Here is a 16,098-nt window from a genome sequence, read left to right as displayed (position 1 = left end):
GCCGGCGTGGGTGCCGGTCAGGCGACGGCGACCAGCTCCGAGACCCACTGCGGCACCAGGTCGCCGGCCCGGCCCAGCCGGGACTCCTCGAAGTCCTCGGTGCCCGGGGTGGGCTCCAGGTTCAGCTCGATGGTGTGAGCGCCGTTGGCGCGGGCGAAGTGCACGAAGCTCGCCGCCGGCTGCACCATCCCAGAGGTGCCGATGGCCGCGAAGACGTCGGCCTGCTCCAGCGCCTCCAGGGTCTCGTCCATGTGCAGCGGCATCTCGCCGAACCAGACCACGTCGGGCCGCAGCAGGTGGGCGCCGCACCGCGGGCAGGGCGGCTCTGGCGCGAGGTCGTCGTACCACGGGAAGCGGGCCAGGCAGGCCCGGCACAGCGCCGAGTTGAGCTCGCCGTGCATGTGCAGCACGTGCTCCACGCCGCCGCGCTCGTGCAGGTCGTCGACGTTCTGGGTGACCACGACCAGGTCGTCGCCCAGGTGCTCGGCCAACCGGCCCAGCGCCAGGTGCGCCGCGTTCGGCTCCACCCGGGACAGGTGGGCGCGCCGCAGGTCGTAGAAGCGCTGCACCAGCGCCGGATCCGCCTCGAAGCCCTCGGGGGTGGCCACCTGCATCACGTCGTGGCCCTCCCAGAGGCCGTCGGCGTCGCGGAAGGTGGGCACCCCGCTCTCCGCGGAGATGCCGGCACCGGTCAGGATCACGACCTTCATGCCGCCAGTATCTCCGACGCCGGCACGACGCCCGGGGCGTGATAGATCTTCCCCAGTGGCCGGGCCGGCCGCTGCCGGGGTTTCAACAGGTGCTGGCGGGGGATAGGAGAGACGTGCAACTGCCACGTCGGACGGAGAAGCGATGACACTCGAGGTCGTGCCCGAGGAGCTGCGCGGCGCCGCGAAGAAGCTGCACTCCGCCGCGGAGCCCCTGGCCTGCCTGTACGTGAGTGGCGAAGGGGTGGACGGCGCGACGTTCGGCCACGTCGAGCTCGCGCAGTGGACCGGCACCATCCTCGACTACTGCCGCGACGCCAACACCCAGCTCAGCAGCGCGGCCACCACGATGGCCGGCGACCTGGGCGAGACCGCGGACGACCTGGAGGCAGGCGAGCAGGGGGTCGTCACCAGGTTCGACCCGAGCAAGGACCTGTTCGGCCGACCCGGCCTGGAGCTGCCCGGTCCCTCCGGCGCCCCCGCGAGCGGCCCGCGAGCGGTGGCCCCGTGACGGCCCCCGCCTCCAAGGAGCTGGGCGAGACCTCCGACCACCGCGAGCTGGTGCCCGGTGACGTCAGCGCCGTGCGCGCCGTCGTCACCACCCTCACCGGGCTGCACACCAAGACCGACGGGGCCTTCGACAGCTTCAGCGCCGCGCGGGTCCCCGGCTGGACCGGCCTCGCCGCCACCTCCTACGAGTCCTCCCACGAGGAGGAGCGGGAGCGCTGGAAGCTCTACCTCAAGCTCCTGGACACCTCCGCCAAGGCACTGGAGACCTACGCCGGCCAGCTCGAGACCGCCCAGGGCAAGGCCGCCGAAGCGCTCGCCAAGTGGGAGCAGGGCGAGACCAAGCGCATCGAGGCGTACGACTCGTGGGAGAAGACCCGGCAGACCTGGAACGCCGCGGTGGCCGAGGGGCGCCCCCTGGACGAGATGCCGCCGCACCCCGGCGCCGGTCCCGGCGACCCCGGGGCGGCGCTGCGCAAGGAGGCCGAGGAGCTGCTCGAGACCGCGCGCAGCGAGCTGGACCAGGCGGGCCAGAGCGCCACCACCAAGCTGGGCAAGGAGGACGGCTCCCGCACCGAGTCCGAGAGTGGCTGGTTCGGCGCCGAGGGCGAGGCCAAGGGACCCTCGTTCAACTGGGGCCCGCTGTCCGAGGCGTTCGGCAGCGACCCGCGCGAGGGCGCTCCGGGACGCAACTGGGACGACTTCTCGCTCAACTTCGGCGAGGCCGGCGGCGCCGCGTGGTTCTTCCGCTCCAAGGGCAGCTGGGAGGACTACTGGGGCGACGCCAAGATGAACGCCGACGGCACGTTCAAGTTCCTCGCTGCCGAGGGCAAGGCGGGGGCCGGCATCGACTCCGACGGTCTGCGCGTCGACCTGAGCGGCAAGGTCACCGCGGTCGGTGTGGACGGTGAGTTCGGCGGCGAGTACGGCGCCGCGGAGGCCAAGGTGTCCGGCAACGCCGAGGTGGCTGCCTCGGCGGAGGGCAAGGCGCTGTTCGGCCGCAACGGCGCGCACGCCAGCGGGGAGCTGTTCGCCGGCGCCCGCGCCGGGGTGGACGGCGAGCTCGACGTGGGCGGCGTCGGAGGCAAGGTCGGGGTCGAGGGCTGGGCCGGTGCCGGGATCGGGGGCGACGTCAACGTCGGCTACGACTCCGGCCGGTTCACCATCGGCGGCAGCGGCGGCGTCGCCTGGGGAGTGGGCGGCAAGGTCAGCGGCGAGGTGACGCTCGACTTCCCCAAGATCTATGAGACCGGCAAGGACGTCGTCGAGCACATCGGCGGCTGGTTCCCGTGATGACCGTCCACCCCGCACCAGAGAGGCCCACCCTGTGAGCAAGCTGCCCGTCCCCGTCGAGTTCCGCCTCCCCGAGGGCTGGGAGCCGGTGCGCCCCGAGGAGTGGGGCGTGGACAACGCCGCCTTCATGGCGGTGCGTCGCGACGCCCCCGGGGACTACGTGCCGATCCTGAGCATCAGCGGGGACTGGCGCCTGGACTACATCACCCTGGAGACCATCGCCGACGAGTCCGTCGAGCTGGCCCGCGCCCAGGCGGACGAGGTGGAGCTCCTGGACCGCAAGGAGATCGGCTCCGAGGAGGCCCCGGCGATCCTGCAGCTGCTCGGCGTCACCGCCACCATCGACGGCCGCGGTTGGGAGCTGCGCCAGGGACAGGTGCTCTCCGGTCTGGTCGACGTCAAGGATCCCAGCCGACGGGTGGTGGTGATCTACACCGTCACCTGCGCCGCGGAGCAGTTCGACGTGGTGGGGCGTGAGTTCCAGGCGTTCATGAGCACGGTCAAGCCGGTCGCGCCCGACGGCTCGCACTCCTCGCCCGAGTCGAGCTGACCTGCTCGACGGGTCAGATCTGACCGGTGAGCCAGAGCACCAGCACCAGCAGCAGCCCCAGCACGATCAGCACCGGGACGCTGAGGGCGGCGTAGAGGCCGATCTTCTCCGCGCCGCCCGCCTTGGAGGCCAGGCCCAGGTCCTTGCCGATGAGCGTGATCAGGTCCCGCCCCTCCTCGGAGTCGAACTTGTAGTCCACGACCCGGCCCACGGTGCCGTCGTCGCGGATCGCCCAGATCTTCTCGTGGCCGAACTCGATGCTGCGGCCCATGCTGCGCGAGGCCGACCCCGCGATCTTGGGGTGCCCGGCCTCCCAGCGGATCTCGGTGGAGTCGTCGGTGATGCTGAAGGTGTCCGGGGTGACCTTGACGTGGTGCACGAACACCTTGCGCAGGCCGGCCCGGTTGAACAGGCCGAACCACTGCGCGTCGGCCACGTCCAGGGACAGGTCGAAGCCACTGCTGGTGCGGGTCACGACGTACGGCGTGCCCTCGGTGGCGTCCCGGACCCGTCGTACGAACTCGTCGGTGACGGGGGTGCTCATCTCAGCTCAGCGCCTTCCAGGAGAAGCCGATGCGCAGGCCGTCGATCTCGGTGACGGTCACCCCGATGGAGCCCTCCTGGCCCTGGGAGGTGGCGGTGCACTCGGTGGTCTCGTCCTTGACCCCGTCGAGCTCGCCGGGGCAGGTCAGGTCGGTCACCTCGAAGCCCTGCTCCGTCAGCTGGCCGGCCAGCGCGGTCTCCAGGGTCTCGGCCGCGAGGAAGGGCACGGTCTCGTAGGAGACCTCGTCGCCGTCCACCTCGGTGGTGGTGAACCGGACCCCGGTCTGTCCCTCGCCGTCGTCGACCGTGCAGCTGGCCGTCGCGTCGACCTCGGCCTCGAGGTCCTCGGGGCAGTCGACGCTGAGCTCGACGCCGGCGTCCCCGGTGACGTTGTCCTGCACGTGCTTCTCCAACGTGTCGGCGTCGACCGCCGAGGCGCTGCTGCTGCAGGCGGTGAGGAGGCCGAGGAGCAGGGCTGTCCCGAGGGAGGAGCCGAGGCGGAGACCGGAGCCGTGGGTTCGCATGGGGAGCAGTCAATCAGACCGGGTGAGCTCATCCGCGGATCATCTCGGCGCCCGCCCGACGGTTGGCCGAGACGACGACCGGGACCACCGTCAGCAGCGGGACGAGGAGCACGACCAGGGTGAGGCCACCGAGGGTCACCAGGTCGATCGGCGGCACGCTGGGACCGAGCAGCCCGAAGCTCACCCCGAGCACGGAGGGGACGACCGCGGCCACCGCGATGACCCAGGCCGCGACTCCCGCCACCAGGGCCTCCACCCCGGCCATCCCCACCAGCTGGGCGTTGGTGGCGCCGGTGCGCCGCAGCAGCGTCAGCTCGGAGCGTCGCCCGGCCGTGGTGAGCACCAGGGTGTTGGCGGCCGCGATGCCCACGAACAGGAGCAGGGCGAGCAGCATCGCCGTGGAGAGGGCACGACCGGCGTCGTCCCCGGCGCTCGCCGCCGCGACGTAGCCGGCCTCGTCGCGCACCGTGAGCCCCAGCCCGGCCACGGCCTGCTCGGCGCCCGGGCCGCTGGTGGTCAGCAGCACGGTGTCCGGGGCGGCGTCCGCCCCGTGCGCGGCCGGTGTCGCCCGACCGGTCAGGTAGCCGCCGAAGCCCAGGCCCCGGTCGTGGACCGCCACCACCTCGGCGGGGGCCTCGACCCCCGAGGGCCAGCGGATCAGGAGCGTCTCGCCGACGCCCTTGCCGGTGTCCAGGGAGGCATCCCGGCTGATCGCGACCGTGTCGGGCCGGTCCAGCGCGGCGAGGTCGCCCTCGACGACGTCGAGGTCGAGGACCCGTCCCGCGCCTCCGGCCGGCAGCGTCCGCAGCTGGGCGGCCTCCCAGGAGAGCGCCTCGATGCCGCCGAGCTCGTCGTCGACGCGCACCCGCGCGGTCACCGAGCCGAGTGCGGTCGCGCTCTCCACCCCCGGTACGGCGGCCAGCTCGGCCAGCCCGGCGGCGTCGAGTCCCGGCGAGGTGACGACCAGGTCCGCGCGCAGGCCGTCGGCCAGCTGCCGGGTGGCGGCCTCGGCGACCGTGTCGTCGACGGTGGTCTGCACGGTGCCGACGGCGAGCACCAGTGCCAACGGCACCACCGCGGTCGTCAGCCGGCGGGAGAAGCCGCGGGTGTTGGCCAGCGCCAGCGTGGTGGCGGGGCCGCCCGGCACCCGGTGGGTGGCACCGAGCACCCATGCCACCAGCAGCGGTCCGGCCAGGGCTGCGGCGGCGACCAGCAGGAACGCCGAGGTGGCTGCGGCGGCGCTGCCGATGGTGCCCGGCACCACCAGCGGGCTGAACGCCGCCACCAGGCCGCAGACCGCCAGCGCCAGTGCCGAGATCCGGCGTACCGGGCCGATGCCGGCCGGCTCGACCACGCTCTGCCGCACGGCCGTGGTCGGCGGGGTGCGCAGCGTCTCCCGGCTCGCCAGGCGGGCGGCGAGGTGGGCGACCGGGAGAAGGAAGGCCACAGCGACGAGCACCGGCAGCGGCGAACGGGCCATGGTGAACCCGGCCGGCACCATCTGTGCCTCCAGCAGCAGCGGGGTCAGCCGGCGTACGGCGAACAGTCCGGGGATCGCTCCGGTCGGCACCGCGACGAGAGTCACCAGGACGACCTCGAGACCGACCAGGCGGCGCACCTGCGCCCGGGTGGCGCCCACCGCGCGCAGCAGCGCGAAGTCGCGCTGGCGCTGGCGCAGCGCCAGGGAGACGGTGGCGGCGACGACGAGCACCACCAGGACCAGGGTGGTCCCGGCGAACGAGCTGGCCAGCGCGACCAGCAGGCCGCCTTCCCCCGCGTCGCCGGAGGTGCGCAGACCGGACTCGAACAGCACGCCGGTGCCGGCGACGAGCGCTCCGGCGAGCGCCAGGACGACGAAGGTGCCGGTCATCGCGGCCAGGTGGGCCCGCGTGCCGGAACGAGCCAGCGACCACATGGCCCTCACCGGCCCAGGGTGAGCATGCGGGCGGTGACCTGCTCGGCGGTCGGCTCGTCGAGCCGGTCCACCAGCCGGCCGTCGGCCAGCAGCAGCACCTGCTCGGACGCGGCGGCCACCCGGGCGTCGTGGGTCACCACCACCACCGTCTGGCGCAGCCGGCTCGCGGTCTTGCGCAGGAGGGTGAGCACCGCGGTGCCGGTGCGCGAGTCCAGGGCTCCGGTCGGCTCGTCGGCGAAGACCACGGTGGGCCGGGAGAACAGGGCCCGCGCGATGGCGACCCGCTGGGCCTGCCCGCCGGACAGCTCGCCGGGCCGGCGGTCCTCCATGCCGGTCAGGCCGATCTCGGCGAGCAGCTCCTCCTGCCAGGCGAGGTCGGGCTCGCGGCCGGCCAGCACGACGGGCAGCCGCACGTTGTCGGCGACGCTGAGGTGCGCGATCAGGTTGTAGTCCTGGAAGACGAAGCCCACGTGCTCACGGCGGAACCGGGTCAGGGCGTCGGGGCTCAGGGTGCTGATCTCCGCACCGCCCACCCAGACCCGGCCGCTGGTGGGCACGTCGAGGCCGGCGGCACAGTTCAGCAGCGTCGACTTGCCCGAGCCCGAGGGGCCCATCACGGCGGTGAAGGATCCGGTGGGCAGCGTCAGGGAGATCCCGCGCAGCGCGGGCACCGGCGCGGGCGTGCCGCCGTACTGCTTGTGCACCTCCTCCAGGCGTACGGCGACTCCGGCGGTGGCCGCGGCCGGGGGCGGCGCGGTGGCGGGCTGGGTGCTGGGGCTGGTCATGGCGGGCTCCTCGGGCGGCTCGGCTGGGACGTCAGCCACGCTAGGAGCGACCGGGGGTGCGCCACGAGCGCCGCAAGGATGACCCAAGGAGGTTGCATCCTTCGATGCAAGCCGCTCAGTCGGGGATGGCCACGACCTTGTTCTGGTAGGCCCAGACGGCGGCCTGGAGCCGTGAGCGGACGCCGATCTTCGGCATCATCCGGGCCAGGTGCGACTTCACCGTCGAGGTCTCCAGGAACAGCTCGGCGGCGATCTCGTCGTTGGACATGCCCTGGGCCAGCAGCAGCAGGATGTCCAGCTCCCGGGCGGTGAGCAGCTCCGAGGCGCGCCCGGCGGTCACCGGCCGGGTCTCGCGCCGGGTCACCACCTCGCGGAGCACCCGCTTGGTGAGCGCGTCGTCCAGGGTGCCGTTGCCCCGGGCCACGGTGCGCACCGCGGCGACCAGCACCTCGGGCTCGGCGTCCTTGAGCAGGAAGCCCGACGCGCCGGCCTCCAGCGCCCCGAACAGGTGCTCGTCGATGTCGAAGGTGGTGAGCACCAGCACCGGTATCGGGTCCTCGACCCCGGGACCGCAGAGCTCGCGGGTGGCGCTGATGCCGTCCTGGTGGGGCATCCGGACGTCCATGCAGACCACGTCGGGCCGCAGGCGGCGCGCGGCCTCGACCGCCTCGCGGCCGTCCGCGGCCAGCGCCACGACGGTGATGTCCGGCTCGGCGCCGAGCAGGGTGCCGAGCCCGGCTCGCACCAGCGGCTGGTCGTCGGCGACGACGACTCGGATCATCGGTCCTCCCTCTCGGGGTTGCTCCGGGGGGCCCGGTCCAGTTCGGGACGGTCAGCCCCGAGCTCACCCTCGCGCGGCATCCCCAGCACCACCTGCCAGCCCCCTCGGGAGTGGGGCCGTGCTCCAGCTGCGCCCCGGTGAGCTCGGCCCGCTCGCGCATGCCCAGCAGCCCGAAGCCGCTGCGGAGCCCGGGGGCCGGCAGCGCCGGCGGCGGGCCGTTGCGCACGGTGAGCCGGGCCATGGTGGGGTCGCGGTCGTCGAGGACCACCTCCACCTCCGCACCCGGAGCGTGGTGGGCCGCGTTGGCCAGGGCCTCCTGCGCCATCCGGTAGCCGGCGAGCTGGGCCAGCGGGCCGACGCCGGCGCCGAGCGGACCGGCTCCGGGCAGCACGGTCAGGCCCACCTCGCGGCCGGCCGCCGCAGCGTCCTCGACCAGGGCGGCGACGCCGGCCAGGGACTCCGGCCGCACCCGCGCCCCGTCGCCGGAGGGGTCCTGCTCGCGCAGCAGCCCCACCAGGCGGCGCAGGTCCTGGAGCACCGCCTTGCTCTGCCGGCGTACCTGGGCTACCCCTTCCTTGGCCGCTGCGGGGTCGGAGTCGATCTGGGTCCCGATGGCGGCCGTCATCACCGCGATGCCCGAGAGATGGTGCGCGGCGATGTCGTGCAGCTCCCGCGCCATGGCGGTCCGCTCGCGGGCGACGGCGGCGGCCAGCAGCGCGTCCTGCTCCCGGGCGACCGCGGCTGCCTGGCTCTCCCGGGCCAGCCGGGTCTCGCGCCTGGCGGTGAGGACGACCGCGAGCACGAGGGGGAGGCCGATGGTGCCGAGCCCCTGCAGCAGCCCGCCACCGAGCGCGGCCCCGGTGGGCTCGCCGGCGTCCAGGGCGCTCGTCGTGATGCCGCCGGCGACCAGCACGCCGGCGCCCAGCAGGGCCGGCCAGGAGCGGGAGGCCGGCTGCGCCAGCCCCAGGGTGAGGACCGCGACCAGGACCGCCAGGGTGGCCAGCCCCGTCGCGTCACCCAGCCCGCAGGCGGCGGCCACCGGCACCGCCGCCGCGGCCAGCAGCAGCACCGCCCGGGGCGCCGTACGGCGCAGCAGCAGGACGGCGGCCTGGACCAGCAGCGTCACGGCGCCCAGCCACCAGCCGGTGCCGCCCAGCGCGGGGAGCGCCAGCTCGGTGGAGGGGTCTACGGACGCGAGCGCGGGGGCGGCGGCCAGCCCGGCGAGCGTGAGGGCGCCGCAGGCTCCGGCGACCATCAGGTCGACGGTGCTGGGGCGGACGTGCGGAGTCACCGGCCTCGGCCCGGCGACCAGGAGCCGCCCGGCATCGGCTCGCGACTGATCTGCCTCCCACACGGGGAACATCATGCCCGGACCTGAGGCTGCCCGGCGCCACGTGGCGGCGTTCTGCCAGACCGGCGGTCGCCAGGGCTCCGCTCAGCCGAAGAGCGTGGCGCCCAGGGGGCGCGTGTCGTCGAAGCCCGGCAGGACCAGGAAGGCGGCCGAGGCCGTCGGGCTGGAGAAGCCCATCAGCTCGTCGACCTCGTCGAGCCGCTGCTGGGTGCGGACGAAGGTGGCGAGCTCGCGCTGGAAGCTGATGAAGAGCAGCCCGCGGTCCTCCGCGCTGTTCTGGTAGCCGTAGCTGCGCCGCAGCATCAGGCCGCTGCCGGTGAACGACGGGTGGGCCGCCCGGGCGTGGGAGTGCAGCGGTACGACGTACTCCCCGTCGGGCGTCTTCGCCGACAGGTCGACCTGGTCCAAGGGGCCTCCTCCGGACAGCGGGGCGCCGTCGGAGTGCCGGCGGCCGATGACCCGCTCCTGGCGGCGCACCGGCAACGCCTGGAACCCGTCGACGTCCAGCCGCAGGCGTCGCACCACGCAGATGGTGCCGCCGGCGGCCGGCCCCTCGGGGATCCAGACGTCGTCGGCCAGCTCGGCGTCGGTGCGGGGGACCACCACTCCGTCGAGGAACCCCAGCGGGTTGCGGGCACGGCCGTGCCCGGCGCTGGAGCGGGAGCCCGCCTGGGCCCACCGCACCCGTCCGCGGGTGGCGGACACGAGGCGGTTGGTGACCCGCTCGACGGCGGCTGCGTCCGGTCCGTGCACGGCGAGCAGGAGGTCGCCGCCGACGTACGAGGAGGGGATGCGGTCGTCCCCGGCGAAGCCCGGCAGTGGCGTGCTCCCCGGCAGCGAGCCCCCGGCGGCGCGCACCACCCGGGGACCGACGCCGACGGTCGCGGTCAGGTCGCCGGACCCAGCCGGCACGGCGGCGCCGATGCCCTCGCCGAGGCGGCGGAGCATCGCCCCGAGCTCCGCGCGGGTCGTCGTCTCGAGGTCGAGCACCGTCAGGAGCGCGTACGCCTGGGGGTCGGCGGGGCGATGGACCCCGGACTGGTGCCCGTCGTCCTGGGTGGAGTCCTGGGTGGAGTCCTGGGTGTCTTCGGTGGACCGCGGGCCGGGGGGCGCGGACGAGCGGCCCCAGTCCACGGCCCGTCCGATCGCCGAGGCGGCGAGAGCGCCGCCGGTGACCACCGCCGCCGAGGTGAGGACCTGCCGCCGGTCCGGACTCACCGCTGCACCGCCGGCAGCCGGGGGAGCGAGACCCCGTCGGCGTCACCGAGGTCCACCTGCGCCCAGTCGTCGCCGGTGCGGACCTGGGCGCGGTGGGCGAGCCCGGTGTCGTCGACCCACAGTCGGAGGCCCGAGTCGTCGGAGTTGACCGGCCCTTCCGCCTGCTCGTCGGACGGCGGGGCGGCGTACCCGGTCACCTCGTCGCCGTTCAGCTCGTCCCCACCGAGCCACAGCGCGCCGTTCTGGGCCAGGAGGAGCGGATTCTCCGGCCGGTCCTGGGCGAGACCGGCGATCACGACCAGCACCGCGTCGAGGACCGAACGCTCGGTGTCCACCGGACGGGTCTGCCAGCCCACCTTCGGCATCGGCAGCGGAGCGTCTGTGGTGCCCGCGGGGGCCGGGGTGAGCCCGACCTGACGGAGGTTCCACCGCACCAGCTGCGGCGCGAAGTCGGCCCCCGTGGCCAGGGCGTAGCCGGTGTGGGTCCGGTAGTCGACCCACCCCTGGAGACGGACCCGCTGCTCGCCCACCGGCACCGTGGTCCGGAGCGAGCGGCTGCCCGCGTCGTAGTTGCGGAACATCGTCGTGGCCAGCACCTGCGCCTCCCCGGCGGTCACCGGTCTCGGCTCAGGGGCCCGCGAAGCGTCGCCGGTGGACTCGGCACCATCGCGGCAGCCGGCGGCGCCGAGCACCAGGAGCGCCAGGACGACCAGCCAGCGGCGGGCGCGCATCACGACCCACCTCGACCGGACAGCAGGGACGCCGGGGGTACGCCGATCCGCGCGGTGTCCGGCATGACCACCCGGTCGGGGAGCCGTTCCAGCCCGCCCGTGACCGAGGGCAGACCGGGCTGCTCACCGGGGTGTGTGACGTCGAGGAAGCTCATGCCCCGCGGAGCCCGCGCGCGCCGCGCGATGACACCCGGCGCCGCCGCGGGCTGTGACGTGGCGGTGCCGCACCCCAGCGCCGGAGCGAGCGCCGCCGGCACCGTGGTGACCCGACCGGTCACGCAGTTCGCCGTCGCCGGGGCACGGACCGCGGAGATGTTCGCGATGTCGGTGCCGTTTCCGGCGAAGACGTTGCCGGTGAAGGTGTTGCCGGACGCCGGCAGGTCCTCGGTGTTCGTCAGGAGGACGCCCGCCCGGGGGTTGCCGACGATCCGGTTGCGGGCGATCTCGTTCCCGACGCCGCCCGCGATGCCCAGGCCGGTGCCGAAGCCGCCGTCCGCCTGGGCGGGGGAGTCTCCGGCGCCGCTGTCTCCGATGACGTTGCCGACGACCTGGTTGCCCCGCTGCGGGCGGAACGCCTCCTGGTAGTTCGAGAGCAGCGTCATGGCGACGCGGTTGCCGGTGAACCGGTTTCCGGTCACCACGAGCGGCCCGGAGGCGTTGGCGTTCTCGAACCCGACCGCGTTGCGCTCGGCCACGTTTCCGGTCACCAGGATGTCGCACGCGTGGCACTGGCCGACGTAGATCCCGCTGTCGGCCGAGCCGGAGGCGTAGGAGTCGGCGATCACCCCGTGCTGGGCGTCGAAGGCGTAGATGCCGTAGAGCCCGTTGTTGTGAGCGGTGACGTGGTCGATCGCGAAGCGCTGCACCGGGGGGAAGCGGTCGGGGTCGAACTCCGCGTAGTCGTCTCCGTTGTTCGCGCTCGGCACGTCCCCGTCGTGGACGCCGGTGATCAGCACCCCGTAGAAGGTGTGGTCGCGCACCGTGAGGTTCTGCACGCGGAGGCCGTCGGCGATCCCGACGACACCGTAGGGGCGCTCGCCCTCGCCGTTGACGACGGTCCCTCCTCGGTCCACCCCTCGTAGCGTCACGTCGGCGGTCGAGACCACGACGCTCTCGCGGTAGACCCCCTCGTCCACGAGCACCAGGCCACCTGCCGCGACCCGGTCGACGGCGTCCTGGATGGAGTCGGCGTCCTGCGGGACCCGCACGAGCGAGGGGTCGGCCTCCGGCGAGGCGGGGTCGTCCGAGCAGCCCGCGACGAGGCAGGCCACGACCGCCAAGACCGCCGCGGCGGCCCTCCCGATAGGCATGGCGCCGAGTATAGGCCCACTACCACAAGGCAGTTTTAAGGCCAAACTAAGGACCCTGTGAATCGTGTCACCCCTGTGATAGAGGTGGAAGAACTACGGGGCGCTCTTCAGTCAGGAGGCGTCCCTCGGAGTTCAACCGGAGGCGTCATGAGGCTGTGCCAGAAGCTTTCCCACCTGGGTCTCAGCCTGATGCTGGGCGCGACAGCGTTGAGCGTCGTGGTCGTCGGGATCGTCGCCGCGCCACCGTCGTACGCGGCCCCGGGCTCGGTCTCGGGGGTGGTCTACCAGGACTTCGACGGGGACGGCACCCGCGACGCGGGCGACCCGGCCACCGGCGTCCAGACCGACGTCGGCTTCGGCGGACTGACGGTGACGGCGTACGGACCGCGCGGCGGGGTGGTCGGCACCGCCACCACCGCGGCCGACGGCAGCTACTCGATCAACACCTCGTCCGTCGCGGACGGGACACCCCTGCGCATCGAGTTCCCCGACGCCAACGGTGGCACGGCAGAACAGCTTCCGGGGGACTACCAGTCCTCCTTCGCCGGGCCCGACAACGGCACGAGCGTCCAGTTCGCGGCCGCTGGCGCCGAGGGCGTCGACTTCGGCGTGCTCGAGCCGGAGGACTACGCCGCCAACAACGCGCCGATCATGACGGGCATCCAGTACGCCGGGCTGCGGAGCGTGCCCGAGGCCGCCGCTCAGCCCGCCGTCGTGGCGAACCCGTGGGTGGTGCCGCCCAACGACCCGGCGTCCGGGAACTACCCGGGCCGCGTGGACCTGGCGACGTACGGCGAGGTGGGCTCAGTCTGGGGCGTGGCCTTCGCCCGGTCCCAGAATGCCGCCTACGCTGCGGCGTCCTACAAGCGGATCTCCGAGCTCGGTCCGCTCGGGCTCGGGGGCATCTACCGGATCACCGACGTCCTCGCCCCGGGCAGCGGCGCCCTCAACGACCCTGCCACCGGTTCGGTGACGCCCTGGCTGGACGTCACCACCCTCGGGGTGGACGTGGGGACGGTGCCGAGCAGCGCCGACCGCGGTCTCGGGGACCCCGACGCACTCGTCCGGGACGCGAACGCGTTCGTCAACGCCGGCAAGGTCGGTATCGGCGGCATCGCGATCAACGAGGACGGGACGACGCTGTACTTCGTCAACCTCTTCGACCGGGACCTCTACGCCGTCGACATCACGAACGGCGCCACCCCGACGACGGCCACCCGGATCCCGCTGGGCCTGACGGCCGACCAGCGGCCCTGGGCCGTGACGGTGAACCGCGACCGGGTCTACGTCGGCTACGTCGACACCAACGGTGACGGCGCGAACCCGGGCGTCCCCGCGACGGGCAACATGTACGTCGTCTCGCAGCCGGAGGCGACCGCGGCGACCGGTGGCTCTGCGTGGACGAACACGCTCACCGCCCCGCTCGACTTCGAGAAGGGGAACAACCTCGCCGGCTGGGGCAACCCGATTCCGCCTACCACCGCGATCCCCGACCAGGTTCGGCGCTGGAACTCCTGGACCGACAGCTGGTACTGGGACGGCGACAACGGCTCGGTGGGCTTCAACACCTCCTACGGCTGGACCCACAACTATCCCCAGCCGATCCTCGGCAGCATCACGTTCGATGCCCAGGGCTACCTGACGCTCGGGTTCGTCGACCGCAGCAGCGTCCAGGGCGGCAACCGGCAGTGGGCGTCCGAGCCGCCGCCCGGGTGCGCCGCGCCCTGCACCACCGATGACCGCTTCTTCGAGACCGTCTCGGGTGGCGACATCCTGATCGCGACGCCCGATGGGACGCTCGAGGACAACGCCGTCGTCGGCGCCCGGACCGGTGCCAACCCGGGCAACGACGAGGGGCCTGGCGGGGGAGAGTTCTACAACGACCGGCAGGACATCGGCCGGGGCGTCAACCACTGGGACAACACCCTGGGTGGCGTCGCTGCCTACCCCGGGCTCCAGGAGGTCGCCTCGACCGCCATGGATCCGCTCGGCGCCATCCGCGTCTCCGGGCTGAGCTGGTTCTCGGTGGACGACGGCCAGACCCTGCGCGGCTACAACCAAACCCCCGACCCCCTTCCGGGACGGGCCATCGGGTTCGGGTCCCCCCGACCGCCCCCTTCTTCCAGAAGGGCGGAGGGCTGGGCGCCGTCTCGCTGCTCACCCGTGAGCCGCCCGTGGAGATCGGCAACCGGGTCTGGCTGGACGCGGACCTCAACGGTCGTCAGGACCCGGACGAGCCGGCGATCCAGGGAGCCCCGGTCACGCTGTTCGCCCGCGGACCGGACGGGGCGCCCGCCGGTGCGGCCCTGGCCTCGACCACGACCAACGCCCGTGGCGAGTACTACTTCCGCAGTGACGAGATCGCCGGCTTCAACCCGGCGGCCACCCAGGGCGACACGCTGCCGTACGTCGTGGTGTTCGGGCGCGGCACCGGCCCGGTCACCTTCACCGGGCCGAACGCGGACAACCCGGGCTTCGCCGGGATCACCTGGGCGGACCTGGCCTTCACCTCCCAGGCCACGGCAGCGCTGCAGCGCGACTCGAACCCGAACCCGGCCAACGGCCAGGCTCCGGTGAACGTCGGCTCGCCGGGCCGCAACAACCACACCATCGACGCCGGTTTCATCGCCACCGGAACGTTCCAGATCAGCAAGCTGACGCGGGGCGACACGCCGCCGCCGGGTCGGACGTTCACCTTCGACGTCACCGCCGCAACGGACTTCCGCGGCGACAACTCTCTGGCAAGCGTGAACCCGGCGACGTTCGCGGTGGCACCGGGTCAGACGGCACCGGCGGTGCCGCAACGTCTCCCCGTCGGCACCCGGATCACGATCTCGGAGCGTGGGGGAGACCAGCTCGATGCGACCTACCAGCCGTCGCGGACCCAGCTCATCACCGTGAACGGGGGACGTTCGATCCTCTTCACCGTGTCGAACCGGATCACCAACGAGGTGAAGGAGAAGAGCACCCCTGAGGTGCGCACCGTCACCTCGCGTCGCCGGGTGGTCCCGGGGAAGCCGTTCTTCGACCGTATCCGGGTGCGCGGACTCGCCGACGAGGGCGGCACCGTCACTGCCGGTCTGTACGGACCGTTCTCGTCCCGGGCCGCGATCACCTGCACGCCGGGCAACCGGGTCCGGACGAAGACCTTCCGCGTCGAGAACGGCTGGAACCGTACGCCGAAGGTCCGGGTCCGCGCTCCCGGCGTCTACACCTGGCGCGTCGCCATCCGGGCCGATGCCAACAACGAGTCGGCCACGCACAAGTGCGGACAGGTGGCTGAGACGACCGTGGTCGCCAAGCCCCGCTACGTCGCGCCGATCATCTCCGGCGGCTTCTCCGGCACGCTGAAGCCCCAGCAGCAGAGCGCCCGTCGTGCGCCCACCACGATCACCATCCCGGGTCTGCGCAAGCCGGCCGTGGTGCGCACCGGGAGCATCCGCAAGGGACAGATGACGCTGCCGGGCAACGTCCACGAGGTCGCGCGGCTGAAGAAGTCCGCCGGCTTCGGGGACAAGATCGGCACCGCGGTGGTCGGCGGGCACGTCTCCGACCGGCACGATCGCCCGGGCGCCATGTGGCGACTGAACTCCGCCAAGCGCGGGGAGCGGATCCAGGTGGTGCGCGGCGGCGAGCGGTACACCTACGTGGTCACGGCCAAGAAGACCTTCGACCGCCGCAACAAGGTCCCGCAGCGCTACTTCTCGACGGCAGGGCCTCACCGTCTGGTCCTGATCAGCTGCACGGACCGGGTGGTCTACCGCAACGGGCGCTTCCACTACACGAAGTACATCGTCGTGATCGCCCGCCAGGTCAAGGGCAAGAACAAGGGCAAGGGGTGAGCGGCTGCCTCGGCTGAGATACCTGGGTCGAGGACCGCTCA

Annotated in this window: 13 protein-coding genes and 2 pseudogenes; 5 read left to right on the top strand and 10 right to left on the bottom strand. The window is 73.2% G+C overall.

Going from position 1 to position 16,098, the window contains the following annotated elements:
- Positions 1-17: 17 nt before the first annotated feature.
- A complete protein-coding gene (locus C0R66_RS17185; protein WP_101525728.1) occupies positions 18-710 on the bottom strand; it encodes an NAD-dependent deacylase in 693 nt (230 codons plus the stop codon).
- Between the two features lie 142 nt (positions 711-852).
- On the opposite strand from C0R66_RS17185, the gene C0R66_RS17180 reads away from it, so the two are divergent.
- The 3 genes from C0R66_RS17180 to C0R66_RS17170 are packed head-to-tail and all read left to right on the top strand — an operon-like array spanning position 853 to position 3,057.
- A complete protein-coding gene (locus C0R66_RS17180) occupies positions 853-1,218 on the top strand; it encodes a hypothetical protein (protein WP_101525727.1) in 366 nt (121 codons plus the stop codon).
- Positions 1,215-2,507 carry a putative T7SS-secreted protein gene (locus C0R66_RS17175; RefSeq protein ID WP_101525726.1) on the top strand — a complete coding sequence of 431 codons (1,293 nt, stop codon included), beginning with the start codon at positions 1,215-1,217 and terminating at the stop codon, positions 2,505-2,507. The genes C0R66_RS17180 and C0R66_RS17175 overlap by 4 nt, the downstream gene beginning before the upstream one ends.
- 34 nt (positions 2,508-2,541) lie before the next feature.
- Complete coding sequence (locus C0R66_RS17170; protein ID WP_101525725.1) at positions 2,542-3,057, top strand: hypothetical protein; 516 nt, start codon at positions 2,542-2,544, stop codon at positions 3,055-3,057.
- Positions 3,058-3,070: 13 nt separating this feature from the next.
- Here C0R66_RS17170 and C0R66_RS17165 read toward each other — a convergent pair whose 3' ends face one another.
- From C0R66_RS17165 to C0R66_RS17125, 9 genes and pseudogenes are all read right to left on the bottom strand, one after another.
- A complete protein-coding gene (locus C0R66_RS17165; RefSeq protein WP_101525724.1) occupies positions 3,071-3,601 on the bottom strand; it encodes a hypothetical protein in 531 nt (176 codons plus the stop codon).
- 1 nt (position 3,602) lies between these two features.
- On the bottom strand, positions 3,603-4,124 hold the full coding sequence (locus tag C0R66_RS17160) for a DUF4333 domain-containing protein (RefSeq protein ID WP_101525723.1): 522 nt from the start codon (positions 4,122-4,124) through the stop codon (positions 3,603-3,605).
- A 28-nt stretch (positions 4,125-4,152) separates the two neighbouring features.
- Positions 4,153-6,039 carry an FtsX-like permease family protein gene (locus tag C0R66_RS17155; protein WP_101525722.1) on the bottom strand — a complete coding sequence of 629 codons (1,887 nt, stop codon included), beginning with the start codon at positions 6,037-6,039 and terminating at the stop codon, positions 4,153-4,155.
- 5 nt (positions 6,040-6,044) lie between these two features.
- Complete coding sequence (locus C0R66_RS17150) at positions 6,045-6,824, bottom strand: ABC transporter ATP-binding protein (protein WP_101525721.1); 780 nt, start codon at positions 6,822-6,824, stop codon at positions 6,045-6,047.
- A 115-nt stretch (positions 6,825-6,939) separates the two neighbouring features.
- Positions 6,940-7,605: a response regulator gene (locus C0R66_RS17145; RefSeq protein WP_101525720.1), complete on the bottom strand. Its 666-nt coding sequence runs from the start codon at positions 7,603-7,605 to the stop codon at positions 6,940-6,942.
- Between the two features lie 553 nt (positions 7,606-8,158).
- Positions 8,159-8,284: pseudogene (locus C0R66_RS20345) on the bottom strand (histidine kinase dimerization/phosphoacceptor domain-containing protein); the annotation flags it as partial.
- 756 nt (positions 8,285-9,040) lie between these two features.
- The gene (locus C0R66_RS17135; RefSeq protein ID WP_101525719.1) at positions 9,041-10,174 is read right to left on the bottom strand and encodes a Dyp-type peroxidase; all 1,134 of its coding nucleotides are present in this window, start codon (positions 10,172-10,174) and stop codon (positions 9,041-9,043) included.
- Positions 10,171-10,905: a hypothetical protein gene (locus C0R66_RS17130; RefSeq protein WP_101525718.1), complete on the bottom strand. Its 735-nt coding sequence runs from the start codon at positions 10,903-10,905 to the stop codon at positions 10,171-10,173. Before C0R66_RS17130 ends, C0R66_RS17135 begins: the two co-directional genes overlap by 4 nt.
- Positions 10,905-12,215 (bottom strand): right-handed parallel beta-helix repeat-containing protein, encoded by a 1,311-nt coding sequence (locus C0R66_RS17125; protein WP_101525717.1) that lies wholly within the window; start codon positions 12,213-12,215, stop codon positions 10,905-10,907. Before C0R66_RS17125 ends, C0R66_RS17130 begins: the two co-directional genes overlap by 1 nt.
- A 2,174-nt stretch (positions 12,216-14,389) precedes the next feature.
- Between C0R66_RS17125 and C0R66_RS20340 the strand changes: the two are divergent.
- Both C0R66_RS20340 and C0R66_RS17120 read left to right on the top strand, forming a co-directional pair.
- Positions 14,390-14,509, top strand: a pseudogene (locus C0R66_RS20340) (SdrD B-like domain-containing protein); the annotation flags it as partial.
- A gap of 117 nt (positions 14,510-14,626) precedes the next feature.
- Positions 14,627-16,057, top strand: coding sequence for a DUF5979 domain-containing protein (locus tag C0R66_RS17120; RefSeq protein WP_422385618.1), 1,431 nt, complete (start codon positions 14,627-14,629; stop codon positions 16,055-16,057).
- The last annotated feature ends 41 nt before the right edge of the window (positions 16,058-16,098 follow it).

The organism is Nocardioides houyundeii, assembly GCF_002865585.1.
In the GTDB taxonomy this organism is placed as follows: domain Bacteria; phylum Actinomycetota; class Actinomycetes; order Propionibacteriales; family Nocardioidaceae; genus Nocardioides; species Nocardioides houyundeii.
The sequence above is the reverse complement of the archived record's forward strand: the minus strand, read 5'-3'. Positions and strand labels throughout refer to the sequence as shown.